Source organism: Ruegeria sp. BF7 (assembly GCF_056538605.1).
Genome location: NZ_JBQFTM010000004.1, coordinates 328129 through 350142 on the forward strand (window position 1 = coordinate 328129; position 22014 = coordinate 350142).

A 22014-nucleotide genomic window follows, 5' to 3' on the forward strand; every position below is an offset into this window, starting at 1 on the left:
CACATAATTCTCTGACCGGGCCGTCTAAGTCAGGCCAGATGGTAGCAACGACGCGCCGCGTCCAGAACGGTTCTGTCGCAAAGTCTTTTCAGAGCAAAATTGACAGAACTATTGGCAGTTTAGCCCGGCAGTTGCGCAAACTGCTGAAATGTCGAGAGTCCACACGTAAATTGACCATTGCGGATCATGCTGACCAGTTTGATACCGGCAAGGGCAGATGCAGCTGAAAAGATCAGTAGAAAGATGCTTCAATCCGGAGTCGCAAAAGATCACTGAAATGGTTTGGCCATTGCGAGGCTCATATTGCCGCTCGTCAGCTCAACGACCGTCTACCCCTGCTCTAACATGCCATTGGCCTCAGCTACCGCAATTGCGCCAAGCGTGGCGCGGTGTTTTTTGGAGAACCCGGGGTTCAAGTGATCGAGCTTGGCGAAAACTTTATCCTAGCAGCCATAGTGTTTCACCAGCCGATCAAGACTCCGCAAAGGCGTGTTTCAGATTGCTCCGAGCAGCGGAACAAAGTGCACCAGTCATGTTGACGGCTCCGACTCTGTTTCGAAGCGGGCCTTGATGGACACAGCAGAGTTTTGCAACTTGAGCGCGTGGTGGTCATTGATTGAATATCTTTAGTTACTGCATCTCAGACCGTTCGGCCCCTGGCGTCCAGATTGACGAGTTAGTGAACGAACAGCAACGCAATCGACCCCACAAGGATCAAGCTCAGAGCCCAAACAGTATCCAGGTTGAACCAACTTTTTGAGAGAAATCTCAGGCCCAGCCAATGGTAAACACCGAACGCAAGCAGACCGCCCGAGACTGTCATGGCCAAGGTGTGGGCCAAGGCGACTCCAATAGCGATTTTAGCATTGCCGGTCATCAGATTGGCAGCTGCCGCATGCCCTGCGTCCGTGGCGATCGTGCGACAAATACCAAGATAGATTGGAACCAACATCAAGCCCGCACCGTGTGCCATTGCCGCTAAGAAAGACCAGAGCGCAAGCCGTGACGGGGGTACTCGCGCAAGAAGCCGTGGATGGCGGCGGTTAAACAACAAATAAACGCCCAATCCGATCACGAGGCAGGATGCGAAAATCTGAATTTCGCGCTGCCATTCGGCCAGAAAGAGCAGCGCGGTAAAGGGAAACAGTATTGCGCCCATCGCAACAAGATGCCCGGCTGCCAGAGCGATCAACGCCTTGAAAAGGCTGTTGCGTCTCTTGTCCATCAGCGCCGCAGACACTGCCAGGGGCCAACCCATGCCCGGATTGACCCCGTGATATATGCCAGAGGCGACAACAGCCCACCAAAGGGCTGTTGCCGTGTCTAATCCGTCCACGTGTCAGACAGACGGGTAGCAGAAGCTATCGGTCGAGCAGTCTCCGCCTTCCAAGCGGATCTGGTGGCTGCGATAGCCCTTTGGAAACTCTACATAGAAGTCTTTGTCCAGGTCCAGGCCACCGTTTTCCCCAACATTGGCCATAACCATTTGCCCACCCTCATCATCAGGGTAGAACTGATCATCCCACGTCGAATACAGCGAGTTGGTCCAATAAACCCGCTTGCCGTCCCGGCTGATCTCAACCATCTGGGGACCGTAAGAGAATCCTTTGCCGTTCGGATGTTTCGCCCCGCGCGCAATCCCGCCAAGCTCGACTTTTCCAGTCAGCTTGGGGTTCATCGGGTCGGACACATCATACTGATGCATTTCACCCTGCCCCCAGCAAGCGACGTACAGGTACTTGTCGTCCAGGCTCAGGTCAATGTCGGTGACCAATGGAGGTACGGCCTCAAATCCCTGCAACAGAGGTGGAAGGTTATCGGCCTTCTCTGGCCGCGGATCAATCGTGATCGTCTTTTTCGCCTCGAAAGTTCCGTCATCCTTCTGCCACCATGTGAAAATCGCACCCTGCAGGTTTGTGGTATCCACGACGACACCGCAGAAGCCATAGTCTTTTGCCGGATCATGGGCGGGCCGGATTTCCAAGGCCATCTGGTGGTTTTCACCCAGGTCAATGGTTTGGACATTTCGGCGCTCGCGCAGGTTCCAGAAATGGATTTTGTGACCATATTTGTTGGACAGCAAATCCTCGGCCACAATCCCGTTCTCGAACTGTGGTGGCAGCCCCCATTCCGAACTAACCATGTAATCGCGCGGGAGGTTCCACCAGAAATCGTAGTGTTTGTCCTGCTCGCCTCGATCCATTTCGTAACGGCCGAGAATATCAAAGGTTTCGCAATCCATAATAAAGATGCCCGGCGGACCATCCGTGCCATCGGGACCGCCGCCACCAAGCGTTGAGACATAAATTCCTTCGGGGCCGCAGTGGATTGTGTGCGGACGCGAATAACCCGTTTTAGCGAAAACCTCTTCCGGTTCGATGATCTTGTGAATCTTCGCCTTCAGGGGTTCTTTCACGTCGATCACATAGATGCGCGAGGATCGGATGCCCGGAACGATGAGATACCTCCGTTTCAAAAATGCGTGTCCAGTCAACGGCGAGAGTGCAGAAGAACAAGCGTTCCAGCCAAAATGATGAAACTCATCGCCCTTGTTGGGCATCATGAGCGTATGGACAATCTGGCCGTAGGTTTGCGATTTCGGGTCAACATCTACAACGGCCAAGCCATCAGGCTCAGAACCGTCCGGGCTGAGCATCAAAGTGAAAGCGAGCGTTTCCGCAGGCGCTTCCATAGCAAGTTTCGGAGTTGCGTGAAAAGTAGGGTCAGGTCTCAGGTTCATAACTGGCTCCTCCCAGGCCACAGGCACCAGAAATAAATCTGAGTTTGTTTGATGGCACCCGGAACTGAGACTGCCACATATTCAAGATTCGTAGAAATGGTTCATTTTTTGTGTCCTGCGTGCGCCCTTGGAAGCGGCAAATCCAACAACCGCGTTGGGCTCGGTACAGACCTCGGAGCTGACACAGTATAGGCCCCTTACCCTGTTTCCACGATCTGGCCATCGGCCCATTCCAGACCTTCACCCGACCTTCAAGATACAGCGGTCGAAACCCCGCTTTTCAGACTCTCAACGATGGCGCAACACCTCAACGTCTGCGCGCTCACATATGCTGACTTTCCAGCCGAAGAAGTATCTAACCCACTGTAACATATGAGAGATTCGCCGCACCTTCCATTCCAGATGACCAAATCTAGAAGGGTCTGTTAATCATTCCAAACCGAGTCATGCTCGCGCTGTGCAGAGGTCAGTCCGTTTTGGAAGAAGGCGTCGTAATACTCGTTTTCCACACGATGGGTCTGCAACCAAATTCCGGGCGCATGGACCGCTTCGCAGTGTGCGGGGAAACGATCATGGGTTTCGTAGATATAGGTACAGATGTCGCGCGCGCAGTCGATGATATCCTGCTCGTATTCGCCCGCCTCATCCAGATATTTATTCCCAAAGTCGCCTTTATAAATCTGCCCGAATAACTTTTCGTTCTTGTAGATGCCGTCGGGACCGAATTTTCCAGCGACAACTGCATCAACCGCCTCTGACATCGACGGATAATACGGTGGGCATTTCCCTTTGATCAAATGTTCGCCGTGATGGCGAAGACCTACCGCATGTGCTCGTACATGTTTCATCGCCGCAATTGGAAGAGTATGCCAGCGGAACAAGTCCATCAGCCGCCATTTCGGGGTCACATAATCAAATCCCATCATCGAACCGTAGCGGTCGCTGAACTTTGGATCACCCATCAGAACCGGTGGAGAAATAGCGGCGTGAATCCAACCACCAAGGCCCATAGCCTCCGTTACAAGAAACAGGTTTTGTATCAAAAGGTCGGCCTCGATCTGGGTACGCATCTGGCCGAGAACCCCGAGCGGAATCTTGATTTCAGGATTCAAGAAGCCCTTGTCTATCCACTTTCTGACACCCGCCGGTCGATAGAAATTTCGGTCGTCCACGATCACTGGCCGCGCTTTGTCTGGCTGAGTCAGGATATACATTAACGCGTTGATATATTGGTAGGAGAGGTCGACGACGGGAAAGAAAATCGTAGATCCGGGCGTGTTCGACAAAAACCGGTTTGAATCCAGATAGGCCGGAAAATCTCGCATGCCGGCAGGCACATCAATGCGACGGTCGAGGATCTGCACTTTCGATTGCTCGGCGCGATCGATGAGTATTTCGGGCGTCCAGTGCTCGATGCCGCCTTCAAGCGGGTCAAGGCGGCGCAGGAAATAAGTGCCGCTGTCGTTGATCATGAAAAAATGCGTGCCCTGAGCGTTGTCCGGGCTTCCCGCAGTACGGCCTTCCATCACCAGATTTGGCTTGGACATGATCGGATCGCCGCTTTCGTCATCAAAAAACGGTCGATCCGGCATGGTCAAACCGGTCGCGCCAGTCGCGGCAATCAGAATTGCCTCCTGCAGTGGTGACAAAGGGGACCGGTCGTTCCTGGAGTCCCAACTCAGCGAACCCGCAACCACATTTGAACCTCTGCTAACCCTCTTGGTACGACGGTTCCAAAGCGTACGTGCTAGCGGGGCTTCCAGGAAAGAACCCAGCCCGCTCTGGCCTTTGTCTTTTGGCATTTCTCAACCCTCCTGCACGGTTCGCCACGGTGCAAAGGCCGTAGCATTTTTTGGTAGCACCGGCGCAAATTCAGGGAAATGGCGCAGAATGAGTGATTTCATCCCGTTCCGTGCAATCCAGTCCATCCCAAGCTGCGTATAGATTTCCGGCCGAAAATCGGTGGTTAGGAAGCGATCGGACTGCAGGCGGCGCGATGCCATCAGGATGAAAACCCGAAATGCGGTATCTGAAAAGCCAAACCCATCTGGTGGTGTTTCACCCAAAAGGCCAATGACCGTATCAACCTTGTCGATGTCACCGTAGAGGTCTTTGAGAATTTGGTTTGTCTTCGGGCTGGCAGTCAGGTCATCCCACTCAGTCACGGGCGGCATGTGCAGGCCTTTGCGAAATTCATTGTATCGCGGCACGCGGCGTGCGCGGGTACGCACAATATCGACCACTGAGAGGTCGATCAGCTCATCAAATCGTTCGAGATTTTGCAGGGACTTTGGAAAATTATGGAGCGTGATCGCCCCGGGATGTGCAATACCTTGAGAATACAAACAATCGCGCAATCCCAGTTCGCGCAGTTGTTCATCCGTCTGTTCCCCCTGAATCTCAAGAAATCCGCGTCGTGCCTTCTCATTACCTGTTTTGTAGTCATAAAAGATGTAGTCATCAGGGATCAGAGGGTGCATTCGGTAGACCGTCGCGAACTCTTCGGTCAGCGCGTACCGTGCGGTGTGGTGATCCGGTTCGGTTTCAGGAATACCCTTTAGCGCGTGAACATCTGTCAACCAGATGCCCAACCGCGTCAGCCAGGATTTTGGCGGCCCGTACCAGTTGGTCTTCATGCCGATATCCAGCGCCTCGGTTCCCAATATGGCAGGGGTCCATTCGACCGTGTGAATCTTGGCAATCAGCGCGGACACGATCAAGCGCGCCGTCTGGTAGACGCGTTCCTCGCCCATCTGCGGATAAGCGCCTTGCAATTCATCGCACAGAACATTGTGTTCGCGCGCGAACAGCGTGTGCAGTGAAGACAGGCCAAGCCACCAGCTTTCGTTGAAACCCGTGAGCTCGAACCCGTGCACGTTCAGAGGCAGGTAGCCGTCCTTAGTAAGTTTGATCTTTGGGCCGTCCCGCAGTTTCTTGGCAGCATCGGAGTTCACACCATAAACTTGCGATCCGTCCCACCAATGGGAGTTCTCGTTGGCAAAGAGGAAGGGGTCATCCGCGCCTTCCTTCGGTATGTTGCCCGCGATGCGCATATTGCGTTCAGGTTCGCCATTGGGTCGGTTCTTCCAGTCAGGATAGCCGTCGGGGATCGGTACGATATCATCGTCTTCATCCAGTTTGAGACGTTCATGCGAAACCCAGTCGTGAACCTGGAACTGAATCCACGATGCCGCCAGGATGTTGAGGATTTTGGCAGGAATGAAAGCCTGACGATCCATCAATTTGCGCGCGACCTCAATCGGGTTTGGGCTGTCATCAGGCTGCACCTGCGGCGGCATATTCCGGCCGAAGGTGGCACCGGCGGCACCCATTCTGGGGTCGGACAGGTCATTATAGCTGCCGTCATGGGTGCGGTACGTATAGTGGCTTGGTTTCGGTTCCGGTGGCACCGCGCGTGCGCTGGGGACAACCTCTTCCGGGTCTGTGTCGATCAGACTTTTTTGCCTCAGATCATACCTGAGTGCGTCCAGATTTAGCAGTTGGACAAGCAAAAACGGAATGCGGTGCCACGGAACGCGCCGGTTCACTGCCCTCAGGATTGATCGAGCTGCCGTGCCTAAGACGCGGTTCTGGAAGGGCGGCGGCGGAGCCTTGAACCGTTTACCCTGCCGATGGGATGCGGATGCGTCATAGGCAGCTTTGCGTGCACGATTCAGATTGCCAAGTGGACGAAATTCCTCTGTCGTGTTCCAGGGGTTGAAGCCCATGCGCTCAATTTCCAGTGCCTCTGCCAATGCCTCGGGCGTTGTCAGATCGCGCTGTGGCAGGATCAGTTCGGCGACCTTTATCGGCGGGCTAACCAATTCATCCCATTCATGGGCCGCATCCTCGATCGGCGTTTGTTCTTCGGATACGAACCTTTGCACGAGCAGATCGAACTTAATCTCTCCGTGCGCTTGCCGCGCGGCGTATTCAGACGAGAGACGAGAGGCACCTGTAAATGCACCCTCAATAGCAGCAGCGTCCTTTGTTGGTTTGAACGTATAGCGCACCGCTTCATTGCCCCAGGCAATCGCGCCCCGGCTCCAATAGCTTTCAAGCGCAACGCTTTCGCAAGTTCGTAGTGCCTCGCGCACATTGCCCAGCATCCGGCGTGTCTCAGAGAATCCCAAAACAAAGCACAGGCGTACGAGTCCGATCAACTTCGAAACCCGGCCACCAGACACAGCATGGGCAAATACCACAAATTGACGTGCATTTCGGGCGTGTGGCACAGGGAAATTGGTCGCGAGCAGATCATGATCGATACCTTCAGCTTCGCTGACACGTACTGCCAAGCCGCGTAAATCCTTGTCTTCATCAGATTGAGTTTGCGAAGATGCATTCGAAAACCGCACAGTCGCTGGATACCGCGCTTTGGGCTGTGCAAAGCCAACCTGTAAATCACTGGGCAGATCGTCACCAAACCGCAGCTCTGCGCCTTTGAAGGCGGCAATCTCTTTTTTGTGAAACGCCCGATCCACGCGGCGTGTGCCACCAGCCGCCATCGATTTCAACTGCGCGGCCATCATCATCTCGGCCAGCGCTTTGGTTTCCTTCAACTCCTCTTCAGGCGAGCCGCCCACATACTCCTCGCGCCATTTCTGCAGGGATTCCGAGCTGGCATCCATCGGGGGCCTCCTCTCTACAATCCAAATCGCGTGCGGATGCCGTTCCAAATCGCCGCCAGCACACCTTCGGGATGGGGCGAGTAGTTCGGCAAAGCCAAACGTGTAATTCGGGCATCAATGAGCGTTGGTTTCCCGCTGGCCAGAGCCGCGCCAAACGCCTGCTCGAATTCATCCAGCTTGTTGACAGTATATCCTTCCGCGCCACAGGCACGGGCGTATGCGGCATAGTCAGGGTTATCGAACTCAACCAACCCAGTCTTGTAGAAGGCTGATAGCTGATAGAGCTTGATCAGTTTGAATTCACGATCGTTAAAAATTACCCAAACGACTGGAATGTTGTATTGCACCGCAGTCATCAGCTCAAAACCGGTCATCAAGTAGGAACCGTCACCAACCGCAGCCACCACAGGCCGATGCATCTCTGCGTATTTTGCGCCGATTACACCGCAAACACCGATACCCATTGGGCCATAGGTGCCGGGTTTGCGGAAATTCTGCCCCTCCTTGAGTTCCAGATAGTAGCCAGCCCAAGCGGCATGTGCCCCCGCGTCGGCCAAGACAATTCCACCCGGCGGCAACAACTGAGAGATTTTTTGAACCATCTCACCCGGATGCAACTGCTTCTGGGGCGAGATGATAAAGCGTTCGTCATAATCTTTGGGTCGGTAGTCACGCTTTGGAACCGGGCCAACGACCGTATCCAGGCGATCATACAACCCCTGCAGAGCCTGTCGCGCATCGCCTAGTATAACGTGATCTGCTTTGTAGAACTTATCAAACTCGCCAGCATCAATGTTTATATGGATAAGAGTTTTTTCGTCGAACAAACCCTCGAAGAAATCAAAGGTTGCGTGCTGGGCAAAAGAATTGCCAACCGCCAATACCACGTCCGCCTCCGAGAAAAGATCCCAGGCCGCCTTATGCCCTGAATCGCAGTAGAGTCCGATTGCCAGAGGGTTTTCTTCAGCGACGACCCCTTTTCCATCCATCGTTGTTAGCAACGGGATCTGAAACCGCTCAATGAACGTCTTTGTAATACTGTTGGCACCAGAAAGGATTGCGCCAAAACCGGCCAACATGACCACGGTTTTTTCAGCCCTGATCGCCTCTTCCAATACGCTGGAAACCTTATCCAACACCTCATGTTTCGGCACAATACCTGTCTGAGGTTTTTGCAATGGTTTGAAGTTGGTTACTTCGATCTTGGGATCGGTGATGTCTTCGGCCACTGCGACATGCACGGGACCTGGCCGACCCTCGAACGCGATATCAATTGCCCTTTGGAGCGTATCGATTAAATCATCAGGGTCGGTCACCAAAAAGTCTGCGGGTTCGCCGGTGGCCGGATCTTTCTTGGTGGCAGCACGGAACATCATTCGGGAATCCGGCGTGCGCGCCAGACCGGATGTCTCGTTCAATCCACCGCGCCCCTGCCACGCCACTGTTGAATATCCGCTGATAGCCAGCAACGGGTAACTGTCAGTCAGCGCTACGCACATGCCCGAAATCAGATTGAATGCACCGGGGCCGGCTGTGGCGAAACATACTCCGAGCTTACCGCTGAACATGGCATGCCCACAGGCCATGAAGGATGCGCCCTGCTCATTTTTCGCGATAACCGGTCTGATTTTGTCCGAAGCGTCAAGCGCAAGCATAAGACCAGCGGCATTTTCGCCAGCCCCGCCATAGGCGGCGTCGACTCCAATAGATTCGAGTGCGGCAACCACCGCTTCATAAACGCGCATCTAATGCATTCCAATAAATGTCTCAACAATACTGTCTATATATATCAGAAATCGCCGATTTAAGAAACAGTTCGGGATCTGGCTCGCCTTTAAGTAGCAATTCGTCAGTAAACTGACCTGCAGGAAACTCCGTCAGACATCGGTACCGGAGCGCGAAAACGGTGGGCCAGTTTCCTGTTGTAGATTTTTTGGAAACAGGTCTGGGCTTTGTTCAACGACCTTGCGAACCACTTCAAGTGTCTTCGGTGGATTGGTCTTGTCGAAGCCGTCAGGGGTTCACCAATCGACGCCAATAACTCCAAGAAATGAAGCCGTTTGCCTGACGCATCTCCGTTTTCAGGGTCCACGGAAACAGCACCGGCATAGCATCTTGAGGGGTCGCGATAAGGTGATGAACTTTCCCGTGCACAAACCAGCATAGCATCCGTCACACCAAGTGCGTTTCGGTAATAAGTGCCGGTCGGTTCAAGCTCTGCCGCGCGTAGGAAAGAAATACGTGCGGCCGATCAGTCTTCCAATTCGGATGTCCGGATAAATCCGATCGACGTTTGCACAAGCGCGCGCGTCTCGGGCTCATTATTGGTAAGCTCATTTTCCAGATAACGCTTAAACGCAACCTTTACCTGAAGCGGAGCTGTTCAGGGTACGTTCGGAAGATCTGAGGATGCACGAACCTGCCGAAGTCTAAGAAAACTGGTATTCCGTTCAGGAAATCGAGTTCGGGCAAGCTGAGAGAGAACAACAGAGACGCTTCGGGGTTCATTCGGATAATTCTACCGCTTGGATGGCCACCCAGCCTATCCTCAACTTCAATCCAGCCTGGTTCGTTCCCGATCCTGACGGCGAACGCCCTTGCTTATCCAGGATAAAACTCAATTCGTCACTTGATGCGTTCTCATTCGGTTCCGTAAAAACTCGGTTGGCGACCACGAATGCCTCATCAATAGATTGAAAAGGCTCTCTGAAAGAACGCGCGGTACAAAGGTGGTGTCCAGCATTGGCATTGATATCGAAATTGATCATCTTCAAGAAGGGTCCCGCCCTGCAGGAAAACCAGAATCTGCCCTTTGCGCATAAGGGCTGATTCACCCCCGGCTAATAGCATCCCGAGAAACTCGTCCGGATCAGAAATCCGCCCGAGGAAAATATGCGCGACCACCCCAAGACTGCCAAAGGTTAGCTGATGCCAGCTATCCAGTTTTAGCAGCGAGGAAAGCCGCTGTGCCGTTTCCTGCAATCTTGCCTGCCAGTCGTCCTCGGCCGAGGATGAATCGATCAAAGTCGCGACTTATTCCGGCGGAACGATGTTAGCAGCAGGCCCATCGAATAAGAACAGAGCACCACAGGCGATGAACGCGCCTGCCGACTCTGATCGAACGCCAATAGTTACGTCCTGCACAAGCGCCAAGGCGACTGCGGCGATGAGCGCTTGCGCAATCTTCTTCAGAGCGTTGCTCAAACGCATGTTCATTGGTTTCCTACACCTCCTGATTGCGCGAGAAGCGGATCAGCGCGAACACCGCTGTCTGCTGCGTTGTCGCCCCGTATTTCCAGGATAATGGGCGAGGTACTTTGTTCGCCAGAATCAGAGATTGTTTGCTGATAAACACGCACCGCACATTAGCGGACAAATTTGCCAAGTTTTTACCACTCGGCCTGTTCAAATCCCAAAAAGTTTGGCCTTGACCGCGCATCATCAAGCGCGCCTATGGCATCGCGATAAAACGCCCTGGACCACAGCCACATGGTTTTTCTTTCGTCCGCAGGAAGGCTTGACTCTGAGATTTCCCGCACCTGAGGCCTAGCGCAAGTTCCTCTAGCAAACGTAGTTCGGCATTTCCACGAAACAGTTCGGCCTACCTGGTCTCTATTTGTGCCTGCTCGTAAAGGGCCTCGTGATACCCCGGCATACGCGGCAGTTGAGCATTAAAAAACTCAAAGTGACGTATTGGTACGACGACATAGGCCAAATGTAGGCCAGAATGATGTCACCACCGCTGACGCGGGCTCCTACCTCCAGCAGAACGCGCTCGAAGTTTGTTGCCTGTTCCCCACCGGGCACACCGACGCTAGCAACCCCTCCAAGGGCAAGCGCGGTCGCCTTTGATCGCGGGTCGTTCATCGGCTCGCCGCTGTTCAGATCAAACTCAACGCTTTGAACCAAGAGGTAACCAAGAAAGAAAGCGACCGCAGTCTTGATCAGTGTCATCAAAAGCACAGCGAACCAGGCACAGACGCGACCGGGTTTTCGTTCGGTTTGCACTGGTTCGGGTCGCGTCTAATCCACTATTCCATGGGCGTACCAAATGAGAGCTTCTGGTTTTCAGGGCCTTCATTGTTTGAGTTTCTGGTGCCACTCTTAACCATTCGGATACAAAGCTTGCTTTCTTGAAGATAGGGGAAACCAATCGTGATGGGACCGAATCCTGAGATTTTCTGGTGATAAACCGGGACGGCGTGAGGGTGTGAAAAGCTCAAGATTTGCGGCACTTCAGGTGCGTAAAATGCCTGATCTTTTGCTTGCACGCCAAAGTTCAATACGGAGGCATCACTAGCGAACGGAATCACGAACGATGCCGAAAACTGCTTTCTGTGCTATGAGTTCCTTTAAGTATTTAGCAACGCAAGAGGCCGGACGTGTCAATCCGTCGAGTAGAACTGCGTTACTTTGCGATCGTTTTATTACCGATTTTCGTTTTCGGGATACATGAGCTTATCCAACACCATCTGATTGCAACGGATTTGGATGTGCCTGTCGAAATTCTGCGTGATGACAACTCGTGGTTGGAAGCAGTGGGTCGTTTTCGGTTCCTTGCCGCATCCTGGTTCTTTGCTGCACTTGCAATTCTTGCCGTGGCTCTGCTGGTTCGCAATCTTTGGCGTCCATTGTCGAAGGAAACGAGGATAGCTGCATCCATAACAACACTTGCGGTATTTGTGCTGGCGATTGCTCCGACGATTCAGCAATACACAGCGTCGACAACTCCACGGATCTATCATCAGGTAGGCAAGGCCGTTTTTGAAACCGCGCTGTCACGCGGCACACTACCCGGGTGCCTGCAAGCTGACGATTATTGGCTGTTGGGCCGTTGTGGTGATACTCCGGTGTTTTCAATGTTCAGAAAGGTGTTGGACATTATCAATGCTCTTGCGGGGCTTGCGGTTGGCGCACTGATTGTTGGTATGATCCTGTGCCTGGCCTCTGCTCCAACCAAGGAAATCGAAGAAACTGCAGAGGAACTGAGGAAAAACATGCATCAAATGCGGCAGCAGCTGTATCTGTCCAGCCTTATCCTGACATTTGGCATGTTTTTTGCATCCAGTTGGATGTATTGGCCTCTGCCCTTGATCGATGAAACGGGAAAAGCCGCCTATAGCTCACTGGTAACCGCATCGGCATTGTTTACCGGAACCTATTTTTGCTTGTTGATGCTGAGTTTCTATCTTCCAGTTGCTTTGATATTGGACGGTCGCATCAAAGATCTTGCCCGCAAGGCCCATCAGAGCGAAACAACAGAGGATGGATTTGATGTCGAAGACTGGAAGGCATCTCATGGATTGAAAGAAGGCATTGGAGAGGTGTTGCGCGCCGGCTTTGCACTTACCGCGCCCATCCTCGCATCCTTCGCCGGGGGTATCACACCACTTACAGTTTAGCTGCCATTTACCAAGCAAATTTGCCTTTAACTGAAATCACCTCAGTCTAATTTAACCTGCATTACTGGTGCCGCTAACTTTGACGCTCCGGGGCGGTAAACTGCCAGTAATGGGGCCTCAACTTTTTATTTGCTCCCGATTCTGCTATGGTCCGCACAGATCGAAAAATTGTGGTTTGGTCTTTTTTTCTACGGGGAGCTATTCGATTAGCTACATTTCATCGCAAATATCGATGACTAAATTCAGATAAATGCTCTGAAGCGATCGGATGGCTTTGCAATTACGCGAGGTATCCCGAAGTGCTTTTTACTCTTGGCCATGGCCAAAAAAATGTTCTTTCGACAGACACAGCACCGGGTGCATTGCCCGGTCTGGCACCCTCGGCGCGAACCGATGCGATACATTATGGTCAGGCAACTGCCAAAGCTACAAGTACGGTACCCGCTGGTGCAGTGGGGATGTTCCAACGTGGTGCGACGCTTGGCGGTTCATTTGAGTCTTTGTTCCCAAATGCCCCCATCAGTACAACGGACGGCATCACGCTGACCAAACTTGATGCGCTGGATGATGCAATGCGGGAAGCCGCTAATGACCCGCCGCAGGCAGTCAATGCCAATCCGCCGGTTCATAGCGTTTTTGGTCAGGACATTGATCATGACATAAAGGCCGGTACAAGCCGGAAAGGCACGCAATTGATCATCGAGCCTCCGGCAGGCCAAACCCTTGATCCGCTTCCCAAGAGTGACGTTACAGCTCCGCTGCTAAATCTGCGCAAGGGATTACTCGGGCTGGACGGTCTTTTTAGCGATGGGCCTGGTGACGAGCAGGCAGCAACGAAATTAAAGGAAGCCCTTCGCTTACCTAGTTCTGCAGGTATGATGCGGTTTAGCGTGCCGACCGACTTGAGTGGTAGACCTTCCAGACCTGCGGACGATGCTGAAAGACTGAGCCGCTGGCACTACCAATGGTTGGTAATGGACATCTATCTGAACAAAGTATGTGGCTCGGCGATCGTCACCGATGTAGTCGCAAACGGCGCGGTTAATTACACATCCTTCTTGGATCGTGTGAAGGTCGGAAACGGAGGGTCTCTACCAGACGAAGATCTGCCAATGCCATTGGAGTTTTTGGTTGCGGCCATTCGCTTTGGTCATTCCTCGCTTCGCGGCGCATACGACCATAACCGCGCCTTCAGCCGTGTATCAGCGCCCATCATGCCGCGAGCGGGATTTGATTTGTTGTTCGGGTTCACTGGTGGCGGCCGCCCGGGAAACCACCCGGCCCTGCCGACAAACCGGGTCATCGAGTGGGATCGCTTTACGTTCGACACTCCAACGGAATCTAACCATGTGGCGCGGTATATCGATACGCAGCTCGCTCCACCATTGTCGAACATGGCGAAAGAACCGGCTGGCGTCTTCAACCACCTCGCCCCTCACAATATGCGCCGTGGACATCGCCTGAACATTCCCTCCGCGCAGGCCTGCATTGATGGTTTCAACACCGAAAGTTATGGCGGCATCGCGCCTCTTACCGCAGCAGAATTGACGTCCGGAGAGACTGGTCAAGCGGTGGCAGATGGCGGGCTCGCGCAAGAAACGCCGTTATGGTTCTACATCCTGCGGGAAGCCGAGGTACAGGCGCAGGGGGCGCATCTGGGCCAATTGGGCAACCGGATCGTAGACGGAACGCTGCTGCGTCTGACCAACTGCGATCAGACATCTTACTGGCATCAATCAGGATCCGACAATGGGCGGTGGCATCCTCAGGATGGCATGCAGCCAGATGGCATAGTTGTCGATGATATACCGGCGATGATCCGCGCCACACTCTGGATGTAGGAGCAACTGATGGTCGATGATACCCACCCAACACCGCTTCCGAGCGACGAACTCCGTAGAATGCTGTTTGATACGTCCATTCCGGATGAGGAACTGGCGGCCTACATGCTGCTCGACCCCGGCGAAAGTCGCCCTTTCGCGCCCAAGGTGCGGGTCAACCCAGCCCTCATTTTGCCGCCAACCGCGGATAGCGGCCTAAACAGCGCGCTACAAGGCGCCCTTGCCTTGGGTGGTTTGAACGACATCTCGCGGGCTCGGAGAAAGCAGGCCTATCAGGCGAAAATCGCTAGCGGTTGGTCTGGGCTGAAGATCGTATCAGAAGGGGATAGCTGGTTTCAGTATCCGTTCCTGTTACAAGATGTCATCGATCATCTTTCCAGAAAACACGCCATCCTAAGTCTCGGTGCGGCAGGAGACACATTGGACGATGTGTTCGCGCAGAATGAAGTCGTGACCGCCGCCCTTGCCGAGCGCCCGGATGTGGTGCTTCTGAGCGGCGGAGGCAACGATTTATTGGGTGGCGGCAACCTTGCCACCATCGTCCGGCCGTTCACACCCGGCCTGGATGCAGCGGGTCATATCACGACCGCTTTCGACGCCATCCTAGCCGAAGTTATCAGAAAGCTGCGCAACATTGCCGCCGGAGTTGCGGCGGCGGTACCGGGAACGCCGGTTCTAACCCATACGTACGACCATGCGATCCCTGATAACGGTCGGTGGCTTGGTCGCCCGCTTCGATCCCGAGGTATCGAGGACAAAGGACTGCAGCGCGAGATCGTACACATTCTGATTGACCGATGGGCCGATGCCTTGGCCCGGCTCGCAAGCGAACCCGGATTGTCTGGCAAGCTTCATATCGTCAATTGCCGCAACACCATTCCGGATAACGGATGGGAGGATGAGCTTCATCCAGACTCAAAGTCTTTTGGTAAAGCGGCACACAAATTCGAAGCCATAATCCAAAGCGTGACCGCTGGTTCACAACCGGCCCATGCGTTAGGCGCCATGGGCACCTTAAGAAGGCCGGAACCAGAGGAAACCGAACTTGCCGAAACAGTTTTGAACCTCGCCGATCGCTTCGATGAAACGATCTTGTTGTCCGAGATCGGTCGTCGGGCTTCTCTTGAACGCATCGGACCGGCTGGTGCGATGATGGGGATTGGACGTGACACGGCAGGTGTACCGGATTCAAGCCTGTCAGGGGGATATCCGACCTTAAAGCGCCTCGGTGCCCGAATTCTAAACCGTGCACATCGCGAATTGTACGGGCTATTATGCGGCTCTGACGACGCCGACAAAGCCGATCGCGAAGCGTTGCGCGCCGCGTTCAACATTGGTCAAGGCGCACTGGCAGCAGCGATTGCGGGATTGCTTGTAAGTGGCCCGCTCGGCCTTACGGCTTTTGTGGCTGCACCCGTCGCCGCAATCATCGTAAGGCGCTTTCTTGCACCCAGTTGGGCTGAGACCTGTACCCTGTGGGCAGAGAAACTGGATGATAGTGAGACAGCACACGCAAGCCTCAACATCGCGCAACGGGGAATTCAGGCGGTCAAAAAGAACCCTGACCGGTTCTGCGTCTCGTTCAAGAAAAACCCGGAACCCGGCGAAATCGAAACACTTGCCGGATCGAAGGCGGCCTTGTTGAACAGTGCAAAATGGCCGTTCAATTCCGTTATCAGAATTCGGTTCCTGGAAGGTTCGAGCCATCTGAAAGAACGTGTCGAGCACTATGCCCGACAGTGGGTTGCACAGGACATGGCAGCATTGACGTTCGATTTTGTGGAAGACGGTGATGCGGAAATCCGGGTGGCTTTTCAACAAGGTGCCGGTTCATGGTCGTTGCTGGGAACAGAGTGCCTGAACGAACCAGACCAAACCAAACCAACAATGAATTTTGGATGGTTGACCGAACAATCCAGCGAAGAGGACATTCGCGAGGTTGTCCTGCACGAGTTTGGCCATGCACTGGGATTGATTCACGAGCACCAAAATCCCGACGGCGGGATCGAATGGAACGAAGAGGCGGTAAAAGCCGATCTGTCGGGCGCACCAAACTTCTGGGATGAAGACACCATTAAACGCAACGTGTTGAATCATTATGACCCCGGTACGCTGATGTTGACGGAAATCGATCCAAAATCGATCATGATGTATCCGATCCCGAACAAATGGACGATTGGCGAATTCGAAACGGGTTTCAATACAGATTTCAGCCCGGCAGATCGCGAACTCATTCGTCGCGCGTACCCCCCGATCTAAGGACCTGAGGAACGATGGCGCAAAATGACATGGCATTGGTCGTCGCGATAAGGCGATATCCAAGCTTTGGCGGTAATGCCTCATCTGGTTCCCAGGACCTTCATGGCCCGGTCAATGACGCGGAAGAGTTCATAAAATGGCTGAAGGCTCCGGGTGGGGGTGACGTGCCCGACGCAAATATTTTTTCCGTGACATCAGACGAGTTTCCAGATGGCGGCCCAATAGGTCCGGTCGAAGCGCACTTGACTGACGAGCTTGACGCTTTGATAGATCTCGCGAAAAAGCCACCCAAAAAACGGCGGCTCTATATTTACGTCAGCGGTCACGGCTATGGCAGGAGACGGACCGAAGGCGGGCTTTATCTTGCAGACGCGACCCCTGACAATCTGACAAACCTCTTTGTCACCGATTACTTCAATTGGTTCATGGATGCAGCGCATTTCAAAGAATGCATTCTGTTTTGCGACGCATGTATGGATCAGGGCAGGCTTGCCTCTCCGGCACCTGTTCATTGGAGACGCGAGATCCGCCCGAATGGTCAGAACACGAAGGCAATCGGAGCCTATGCGGCGCGGTTCGCGGGGCGCGCTGTCGAACGCACAATGGCAAACGGGCAGGCACATGGCGCTTTTTCATATGCCCTGAAGTTAGCGCTTGCCGGTGCAGCCGCCGTTGTCGATGGCCACGGCAACCGTGTCATCACAAGCGAAAGCCTGCGAGACTATCTGATCGCCACCATGCAGAAACTTATGACAGACGCTCAACGCCAGCACCCGCTGGTTTCCACCGAACCCGACTTCGGTCCGTTCGACACTGTCACTCTTGTTGAAAACCCACCTGTATTTCAGGGAAATGTAAGTGTCTTCGTTCCAGCCCAGGTGTCGAATGCCACGCTTTCGCTGGAAAACGCAGTCTTCAACGATCTTGGTCAGGTGAATGCTGTGTCAGGGCGCGTCGCACTAAAGCTCACGCCTGGATATTATGTGCTTTCTGAAAATGGCGGCTGGGAAGGTGCGTTCGAATACACTGGTGCAGAAACCCAGATAGACCTCAGGCAATAGGTGGTTGATGATGCCAAAACTGACGGTACGTGCTGAAGACGAAACTACCGAGATTTTTGTGGTTGCAGCAGATTTCGCGTTATGTGCCCGCGGTGCCAGGCATCTGGAGCAGGACCTCACTCCCGGCATCTACAAAGTCCGAGCCGTGTCAGGTCGGCGCGAGTGGCAACGTGTAGTCGTGTTGCGTGACAACACCCAAATCCGCGTTCCGAAGATCGAGTTCGGATCCGCCGCGCCGCTCGCCAGCACAAACCGCACCCATGAATCGCATATGGCTGCCGTAGAACAGGCGGTCCCACCTGCGCAGACCGAAGGTCCTGCAGCGCCAGCCGGCGCGATGCATCTGGGTCGCGGGCCTCAACCGACACATGATGGGTCTTTCGTCTTTATGGCACGATGGTGGACGCCGTGGCGGGACATTGGACCCAAGAACCTTGAAAACCCGGCAAAAGGGGCAACTCTTGGAACTGGCGGTGGTGTGCGTTTGCTGTTCCTCGATCAGTCCGGCGAAGTCGGAAACCAGACCAGACCAACGGATGCAGGGCCACATATCGCTCCGGAGGCGACCTGGTTCTCAGGCGACCTTTCACAAGACAGGTTCTCGGGCGTCTCCTTGCATGCCGAACCTGGAACTTACACGCTGGGCTTATCTGATGGCGACGGAAAGACGGAGCAAACAGTTACGATACTGCCTGGTTGGCGAACACATGTTTTTGCCCTTTACGAACCGCCGGTGGATGACACGACAGAAATAGAAAAAGGAGCAAAAAAACGGTTGGTCGATGTTTCTATCCACATCACGCGTGGAAGCCTGTCTATGTATGATGAAAGCGCAAGACTGACGGACGCAGCAAGATTTGCACTGGCTGACGAAAGATCAACTGCAACGAGCGAGCTGCTGAAATTCGTAAGCGGAAAATTCGAAAACCCGATGTTGGGTCTTTACGGTGCTCATCTGCTGTTGCTTTTGAAGGAAAAACGTAGTGCAGCGAGCATTGCGCGACCGGTGGATTTCGATGAAGCCCTGTTTCAAGAAGTGTTAGAAAACACCGAAAGGATCTTTGGCGATCAGCATCCCGATATCGTGGCACTACGTGGGGTTAACGCAGACACAAAGCCTTTGCGTTTTCCACCCATGCTTTCGCGCAGCTGGTCGAAGCTGCTCGCAGAATCCGCCCAAGAATCCAACCTGGTCCCTCCAAGCCTATGGCGGCGAACAGTACTTAGGTCACAATCGCAACCGTTTTTTGTCTGGCGAACACCGCAATATGGTGGAGACCGCATCATGCACCGTGAAATTGAACTCGTCCGCTCCATTTTAGATGCGGCGGCAGAACGCGAGCGGTATGATGAAGCTGCAAAGGGATTGCGGAGTCGCAACGCAGATCCCGCGGTTCGTGACCAGTTTATTCTAGAATGCACTAAACGATTTGAGGCCCCACGCTCGGTGATCAACATGATCCTTTAGCAACCAGTACGCCCATTCGTGTCCTGATGAGGGCAGCTAATGCCGTAGCTTCATCCCCTTACACGTTCCGTCCCAAATCTAGCCAATAGCGTGTGCACCGAAGCTCACCTGTTCAAGTCAGAGCCCTCTTTTCCACCAAATACCGTCGATCTCGCGTTGCAGTGGCGCGCCACGTTCCGGTGATCGCAAAACAATTCTCAGCACTCAATCCCCCTTTGAACCCATTCGGCCCACCCTTGAAAAAACGGGCGATTACCTTGCATTCACACCAAGGCGATACCAATCGGGCGAGACCGATCGGTCCGGTCGCATCTCCAAGCGCGGTCTTTCTGAGGCGGCTTTGGCGAGATAAAACTGAGTTTGCCTGGACAAAGGAGGCCTTGCCACATGATTTGAAACACAGAATTCCGCAAACCGTGGAAACTGGTCCTGTCGGGACGGAGGCAGGATGAAATCGTGATGCAAAGTCGATGCGCCGTACAAGGCGACTTCGCAGCGGACTTTTGGAAGGCATCCGGTCACCGACTCCGTTGAGGGGCGGCTCGCTCGACTCCGGAGAGAACCATTAGTCCGATGCGACTTAAGTCCAACCTTGAAATCAAAGCCGTAGACAGAGAGCTTAGGAACGTCACCACGATTAAAAACTGCTGACCCGTTCTATGAGCCAGTACATCGACACCGAACCGATGCCATAGGCTGTAACCAGTGTTGCCATTTGACTGACAGGAAGCGCAATAAGTCGCCAGACCATGACCAGAACAGCCAATGCTCCGACAAAACTCAGTTGTCCGGCCTCGACACCAAGGTTGAATGCAAGCAAAGCTGCTGGAATATCGTCAGGGGGAAGTCCTATCTCAGCCAAAGCGCCTGCAAAACCAAGACCATGCAAAAGCCCAAACCCGAAACAAACGATCCAGGGTTTCTGTTCTGAAAGCCGGAACCGATCTTCGCTGCCCTTGACGATCTCCATCGCCAGAAAAACGATGGAAAGCGCGATGACGGCCTCGACCGGCGGACCGGGAACACTCAAAACGCCCAGCGTTGCTAGTGCCAGTGTAATCGAATGGGCAAGCGTGAACGCCGTTACGGCTCCCACAAGCCTCCAGGGCTCGCGGACCAGAATAAACAGCGCGAAAACGAACAGAAGATGATCCCAACCTTCCAGTATGTGTTCAAAGCCCAACTGGAAATACGCGATGAAAACGGACCATGTGGTCTGTTCGGAAGGTATAATCTGGATGGCTTCATCTGGGGTGAAACGAAGCGTTGCAGGCTCAGCCTGCAGGGAATGCAAACGGACCAATACATCGTTCTTTTGGGCCTCCAGACCTTCAATCGCAATGTATTGACCCGCGATATCCGCGCGGCACTCGACAACCCAGGAAGAAACCCACGCTCGGCCATCGGAAATTGGGTCAGGGCCGCGCGCGGGTGTACAGCCATCCGGTAACACCGCGTCAATAGCCATCGGTTGACCATTCACATCGGGTTTTCGCCAATGAACGCCCCAGGTGTCCTCAGTGATTTGCCGAATTTCCAGGTATCCCGGATCAAGCGCATGTGCAGCGGCGTTACCCGCGGACCAAGCAAACAGCAGAGCACACAACAAGCAGCGCATGAATTTCATTTGGCTTGACCTGCAAGATCGGGTGCTATGATCTCATAATTATCGGCAAGAGCCTTGTATTGCGCCCGTGCCAAATCTTCTCTCATTGCGTGACGCCAATCCCGCAGCACCTCATCGTGTACCTCCGGCAAGGGAGGTATCCGGCTTGGTTCCACGGCCAGCACTTGCACCAGATGGACCCCGTAACCTGACTGGACCGGCCCCATCCACTGACCTTCTTCAAGATTGGCGAGACCCTCGGAGAACCCAGTTCCAAAGACCGAGTCGACAATCCGTGTCGCGGTCAGGGGCATTGATGCGGGCAGCAGTGTCGGACTTTCCAAGCCGGAAATCTCTTGTTCCGCGCGCAGGGCGGTCAGTGCCCGTTCAATTTCGGCCGCACTTGGCTTCTCACCAAGAAAAACCTGAGTGAACGCAACCTTATTGGGTGTCGCGTAGCGGTCCGGGTTTTGTTGTAGGAAAGCCTTCAGATCTTCGTCTTCCGGAACAACTGACGTGGCGATAGATTCAGTCAGAAAATCCATCTTTTGACTCAACCGCGACCTGATCACGCTATCTCCGCGATCCAGACCAAGCTTTCTCGCTTCCCTGACCAGAACCTCTTCGCGAATGGAGGCATCGACCAAAGCCTGTAGCTCAGCATCGCTTGGCTGACGTTTCCACCTGGCTTCGAACTGTGCAGCAAGCAGCGCGGCATCGCTTGCTCTTATCGCTATCGTCTCTGGATCTGCGACGGTGTCGTTATCCGGAGAAATAATGTGGAACCAAATGAATATGGCAGCTCCTATCAAGAAGAAATGGAACAGAGGTTCTTTCACTATTCGCATGAGGGCTCCTGCGTGAAACGCGATCCGGATTTAGGTATTGATGCTGGCATCAGCCAGCTTAAATTTGCAAGGAATTGTAACTTGGGGTGTTTCGCACGTCTGTGGAGAGTGCCGAGGCAAAGGTCCTCACCTCGGTCTCCAAATCCCTACGAAGAGAG

General features: G+C 53.8%; 16 protein-coding genes. 6 read left to right on the plus strand and 10 right to left on the minus strand.

The window, feature by feature from the left end; genetic code table 11:
* Positions 1-676: 676 nt before the first annotated feature.
* From ACR0IK_RS12160 to ACR0IK_RS12195, 8 genes are all read right to left on the minus strand, one after another.
* On the minus strand, positions 677-1336 hold the full coding sequence (locus ACR0IK_RS12160; RefSeq protein WP_480641676.1) for a hypothetical protein: 660 nt from the start codon (positions 1334-1336) through the stop codon (positions 677-679).
* Positions 1337-1339: 3 nt separating this feature from the next.
* Positions 1340-2740 carry a selenium-binding protein SBP56-related protein gene (locus ACR0IK_RS12165; RefSeq protein ID WP_480641677.1) on the minus strand — a complete coding sequence of 467 codons (1401 nt, stop codon included), beginning with the start codon at positions 2738-2740 and terminating at the stop codon, positions 1340-1342.
* A gap of 425 nt (positions 2741-3165) precedes the next feature.
* Positions 3166-4542 carry a hypothetical protein gene (locus tag ACR0IK_RS12170; protein ID WP_480641678.1) on the minus strand — a complete coding sequence of 459 codons (1377 nt, stop codon included), beginning with the start codon at positions 4540-4542 and terminating at the stop codon, positions 3166-3168.
* 3 nt (positions 4543-4545) lie between these two features.
* Positions 4546-7371, minus strand: a complete 2826-nt coding sequence (locus ACR0IK_RS12175; protein WP_480641679.1) for a peroxidase family protein — start codon at positions 7369-7371, stop codon at positions 4546-4548.
* A 14-nt stretch (positions 7372-7385) separates the two neighbouring features.
* Entirely contained in the window at positions 7386-9116 is a 1731-nt protein-coding gene (locus ACR0IK_RS12180) for a thiamine pyrophosphate-binding protein (protein WP_480641680.1), read from the minus strand.
* 759 nt (positions 9117-9875) lie between these two features.
* On the minus strand, positions 9876-10139 hold the full coding sequence (locus ACR0IK_RS12185) for a hypothetical protein (protein ID WP_480641681.1): 264 nt from the start codon (positions 10137-10139) through the stop codon (positions 9876-9878).
* Between the two features lie 265 nt (positions 10140-10404).
* The gene (locus ACR0IK_RS12190) at positions 10405-10581 is read right to left on the minus strand and encodes a hypothetical protein (RefSeq protein WP_480641682.1); all 177 of its coding nucleotides are present in this window, start codon (positions 10579-10581) and stop codon (positions 10405-10407) included.
* 402 nt (positions 10582-10983) lie between these two features.
* Positions 10984-11325 (minus strand): hypothetical protein, encoded by a 342-nt coding sequence (locus tag ACR0IK_RS12195; RefSeq protein ID WP_480641683.1) that lies wholly within the window; start codon positions 11323-11325, stop codon positions 10984-10986.
* 428 nt (positions 11326-11753) lie between these two features.
* Here ACR0IK_RS12195 and ACR0IK_RS12200 point away from each other — a divergent pair, with 428 nt between their 5' ends.
* The 6 genes from ACR0IK_RS12200 to ACR0IK_RS12225 all read left to right on the plus strand — a co-directional run bounded on the left by ACR0IK_RS12200 (position 11754) and on the right by ACR0IK_RS12225 (position 19754).
* Positions 11754-12773, plus strand: coding sequence for a hypothetical protein (locus ACR0IK_RS12200; RefSeq protein WP_480641684.1), 1020 nt, complete (start codon positions 11754-11756; stop codon positions 12771-12773).
* Between the two features lie 458 nt (positions 12774-13231).
* Complete coding sequence (locus ACR0IK_RS12205) at positions 13232-14614, plus strand: peroxidase family protein (protein WP_480641685.1); 1383 nt, start codon at positions 13232-13234, stop codon at positions 14612-14614.
* Between the two features lie 9 nt (positions 14615-14623).
* Positions 14624-16873, plus strand: coding sequence for a GDSL-type esterase/lipase family protein (locus tag ACR0IK_RS12210; RefSeq protein ID WP_480641686.1), 2250 nt, complete (start codon positions 14624-14626; stop codon positions 16871-16873).
* 14 nt (positions 16874-16887) lie between these two features.
* Entirely contained in the window at positions 16888-17934 is a 1047-nt protein-coding gene (locus tag ACR0IK_RS12215) for a caspase family protein (protein WP_480641687.1), read from the plus strand.
* Between the two features lie 10 nt (positions 17935-17944).
* On the plus strand, positions 17945-19402 hold the full coding sequence (locus ACR0IK_RS12220; protein ID WP_480641688.1) for a hypothetical protein: 1458 nt from the start codon (positions 17945-17947) through the stop codon (positions 19400-19402).
* A gap of 223 nt (positions 19403-19625) precedes the next feature.
* Positions 19626-19754 (plus strand): transposase, encoded by a 129-nt coding sequence (locus ACR0IK_RS12225; protein WP_480641724.1) that lies wholly within the window; start codon positions 19626-19628, stop codon positions 19752-19754.
* Between the two features lie 285 nt (positions 19755-20039).
* Here ACR0IK_RS12225 and ACR0IK_RS12230 read toward each other — a convergent pair whose 3' ends face one another.
* Together ACR0IK_RS12230 and ACR0IK_RS12235 are read right to left on the minus strand one after the other, a co-directional pair.
* Positions 20040-21029 carry a HupE/UreJ family protein gene (locus ACR0IK_RS12230; protein WP_480641689.1) on the minus strand — a complete coding sequence of 330 codons (990 nt, stop codon included), beginning with the start codon at positions 21027-21029 and terminating at the stop codon, positions 20040-20042.
* Positions 21026-21847, minus strand: a complete 822-nt coding sequence (locus ACR0IK_RS12235) for a peptidyl-prolyl cis-trans isomerase (protein ID WP_480641690.1) — start codon at positions 21845-21847, stop codon at positions 21026-21028. The genes ACR0IK_RS12230 and ACR0IK_RS12235 overlap by 4 nt, the downstream gene beginning before the upstream one ends.
* Positions 21848-22014 lie beyond the last annotated feature (167 nt).

Excerpts from the sequence above, each read along its gene's own strand:
- ACR0IK_RS12165 (WP_480641677.1), bottom strand. The coding sequence starts at position 2,740 with ATGAACCTGAGACCTGACCCTACTTTTCACGCAACTCCGAAACTTGCT.
- ACR0IK_RS12170 (WP_480641678.1), bottom strand. The coding sequence starts at position 4,542 with ATGCCAAAAGACAAAGGCCAGAGCGGGCTGGGTTCTTTCCTGGAAGCC.
- ACR0IK_RS12175 (WP_480641679.1), bottom strand. The coding sequence starts at position 7,371 with ATGGATGCCAGCTCGGAATCCCTGCAGAAATGGCGCGAGGAGTATGTG.
- ACR0IK_RS12180 (WP_480641680.1), bottom strand. The coding sequence starts at position 9,116 with ATGCGCGTTTATGAAGCGGTGGTTGCCGCACTCGAATCTATTGGAGTC.
- ACR0IK_RS12185 (WP_480641681.1), bottom strand. The coding sequence starts at position 10,139 with ATGATCAATTTCGATATCAATGCCAATGCTGGACACCACCTTTGTACC.
- ACR0IK_RS12190 (WP_480641682.1), bottom strand. The coding sequence starts at position 10,581 with ATGCGTTTGAGCAACGCTCTGAAGAAGATTGCGCAAGCGCTCATCGCC.
- ACR0IK_RS12195 (WP_480641683.1), bottom strand. The coding sequence starts at position 11,325 with ATGACACTGATCAAGACTGCGGTCGCTTTCTTTCTTGGTTACCTCTTG.
- ACR0IK_RS12205 (WP_480641685.1), top strand. The coding sequence starts at position 13,232 with ATGTTCCAACGTGGTGCGACGCTTGGCGGTTCATTTGAGTCTTTGTTC.
- ACR0IK_RS12210 (WP_480641686.1), top strand. The coding sequence starts at position 14,624 with ATGGTCGATGATACCCACCCAACACCGCTTCCGAGCGACGAACTCCGT.
- ACR0IK_RS12215 (WP_480641687.1), top strand. The coding sequence starts at position 16,888 with ATGGCGCAAAATGACATGGCATTGGTCGTCGCGATAAGGCGATATCCA.
- ACR0IK_RS12220 (WP_480641688.1), top strand. The coding sequence starts at position 17,945 with ATGCCAAAACTGACGGTACGTGCTGAAGACGAAACTACCGAGATTTTT.
- ACR0IK_RS12230 (WP_480641689.1), bottom strand. The coding sequence starts at position 21,029 with ATGAAATTCATGCGCTGCTTGTTGTGTGCTCTGCTGTTTGCTTGGTCC.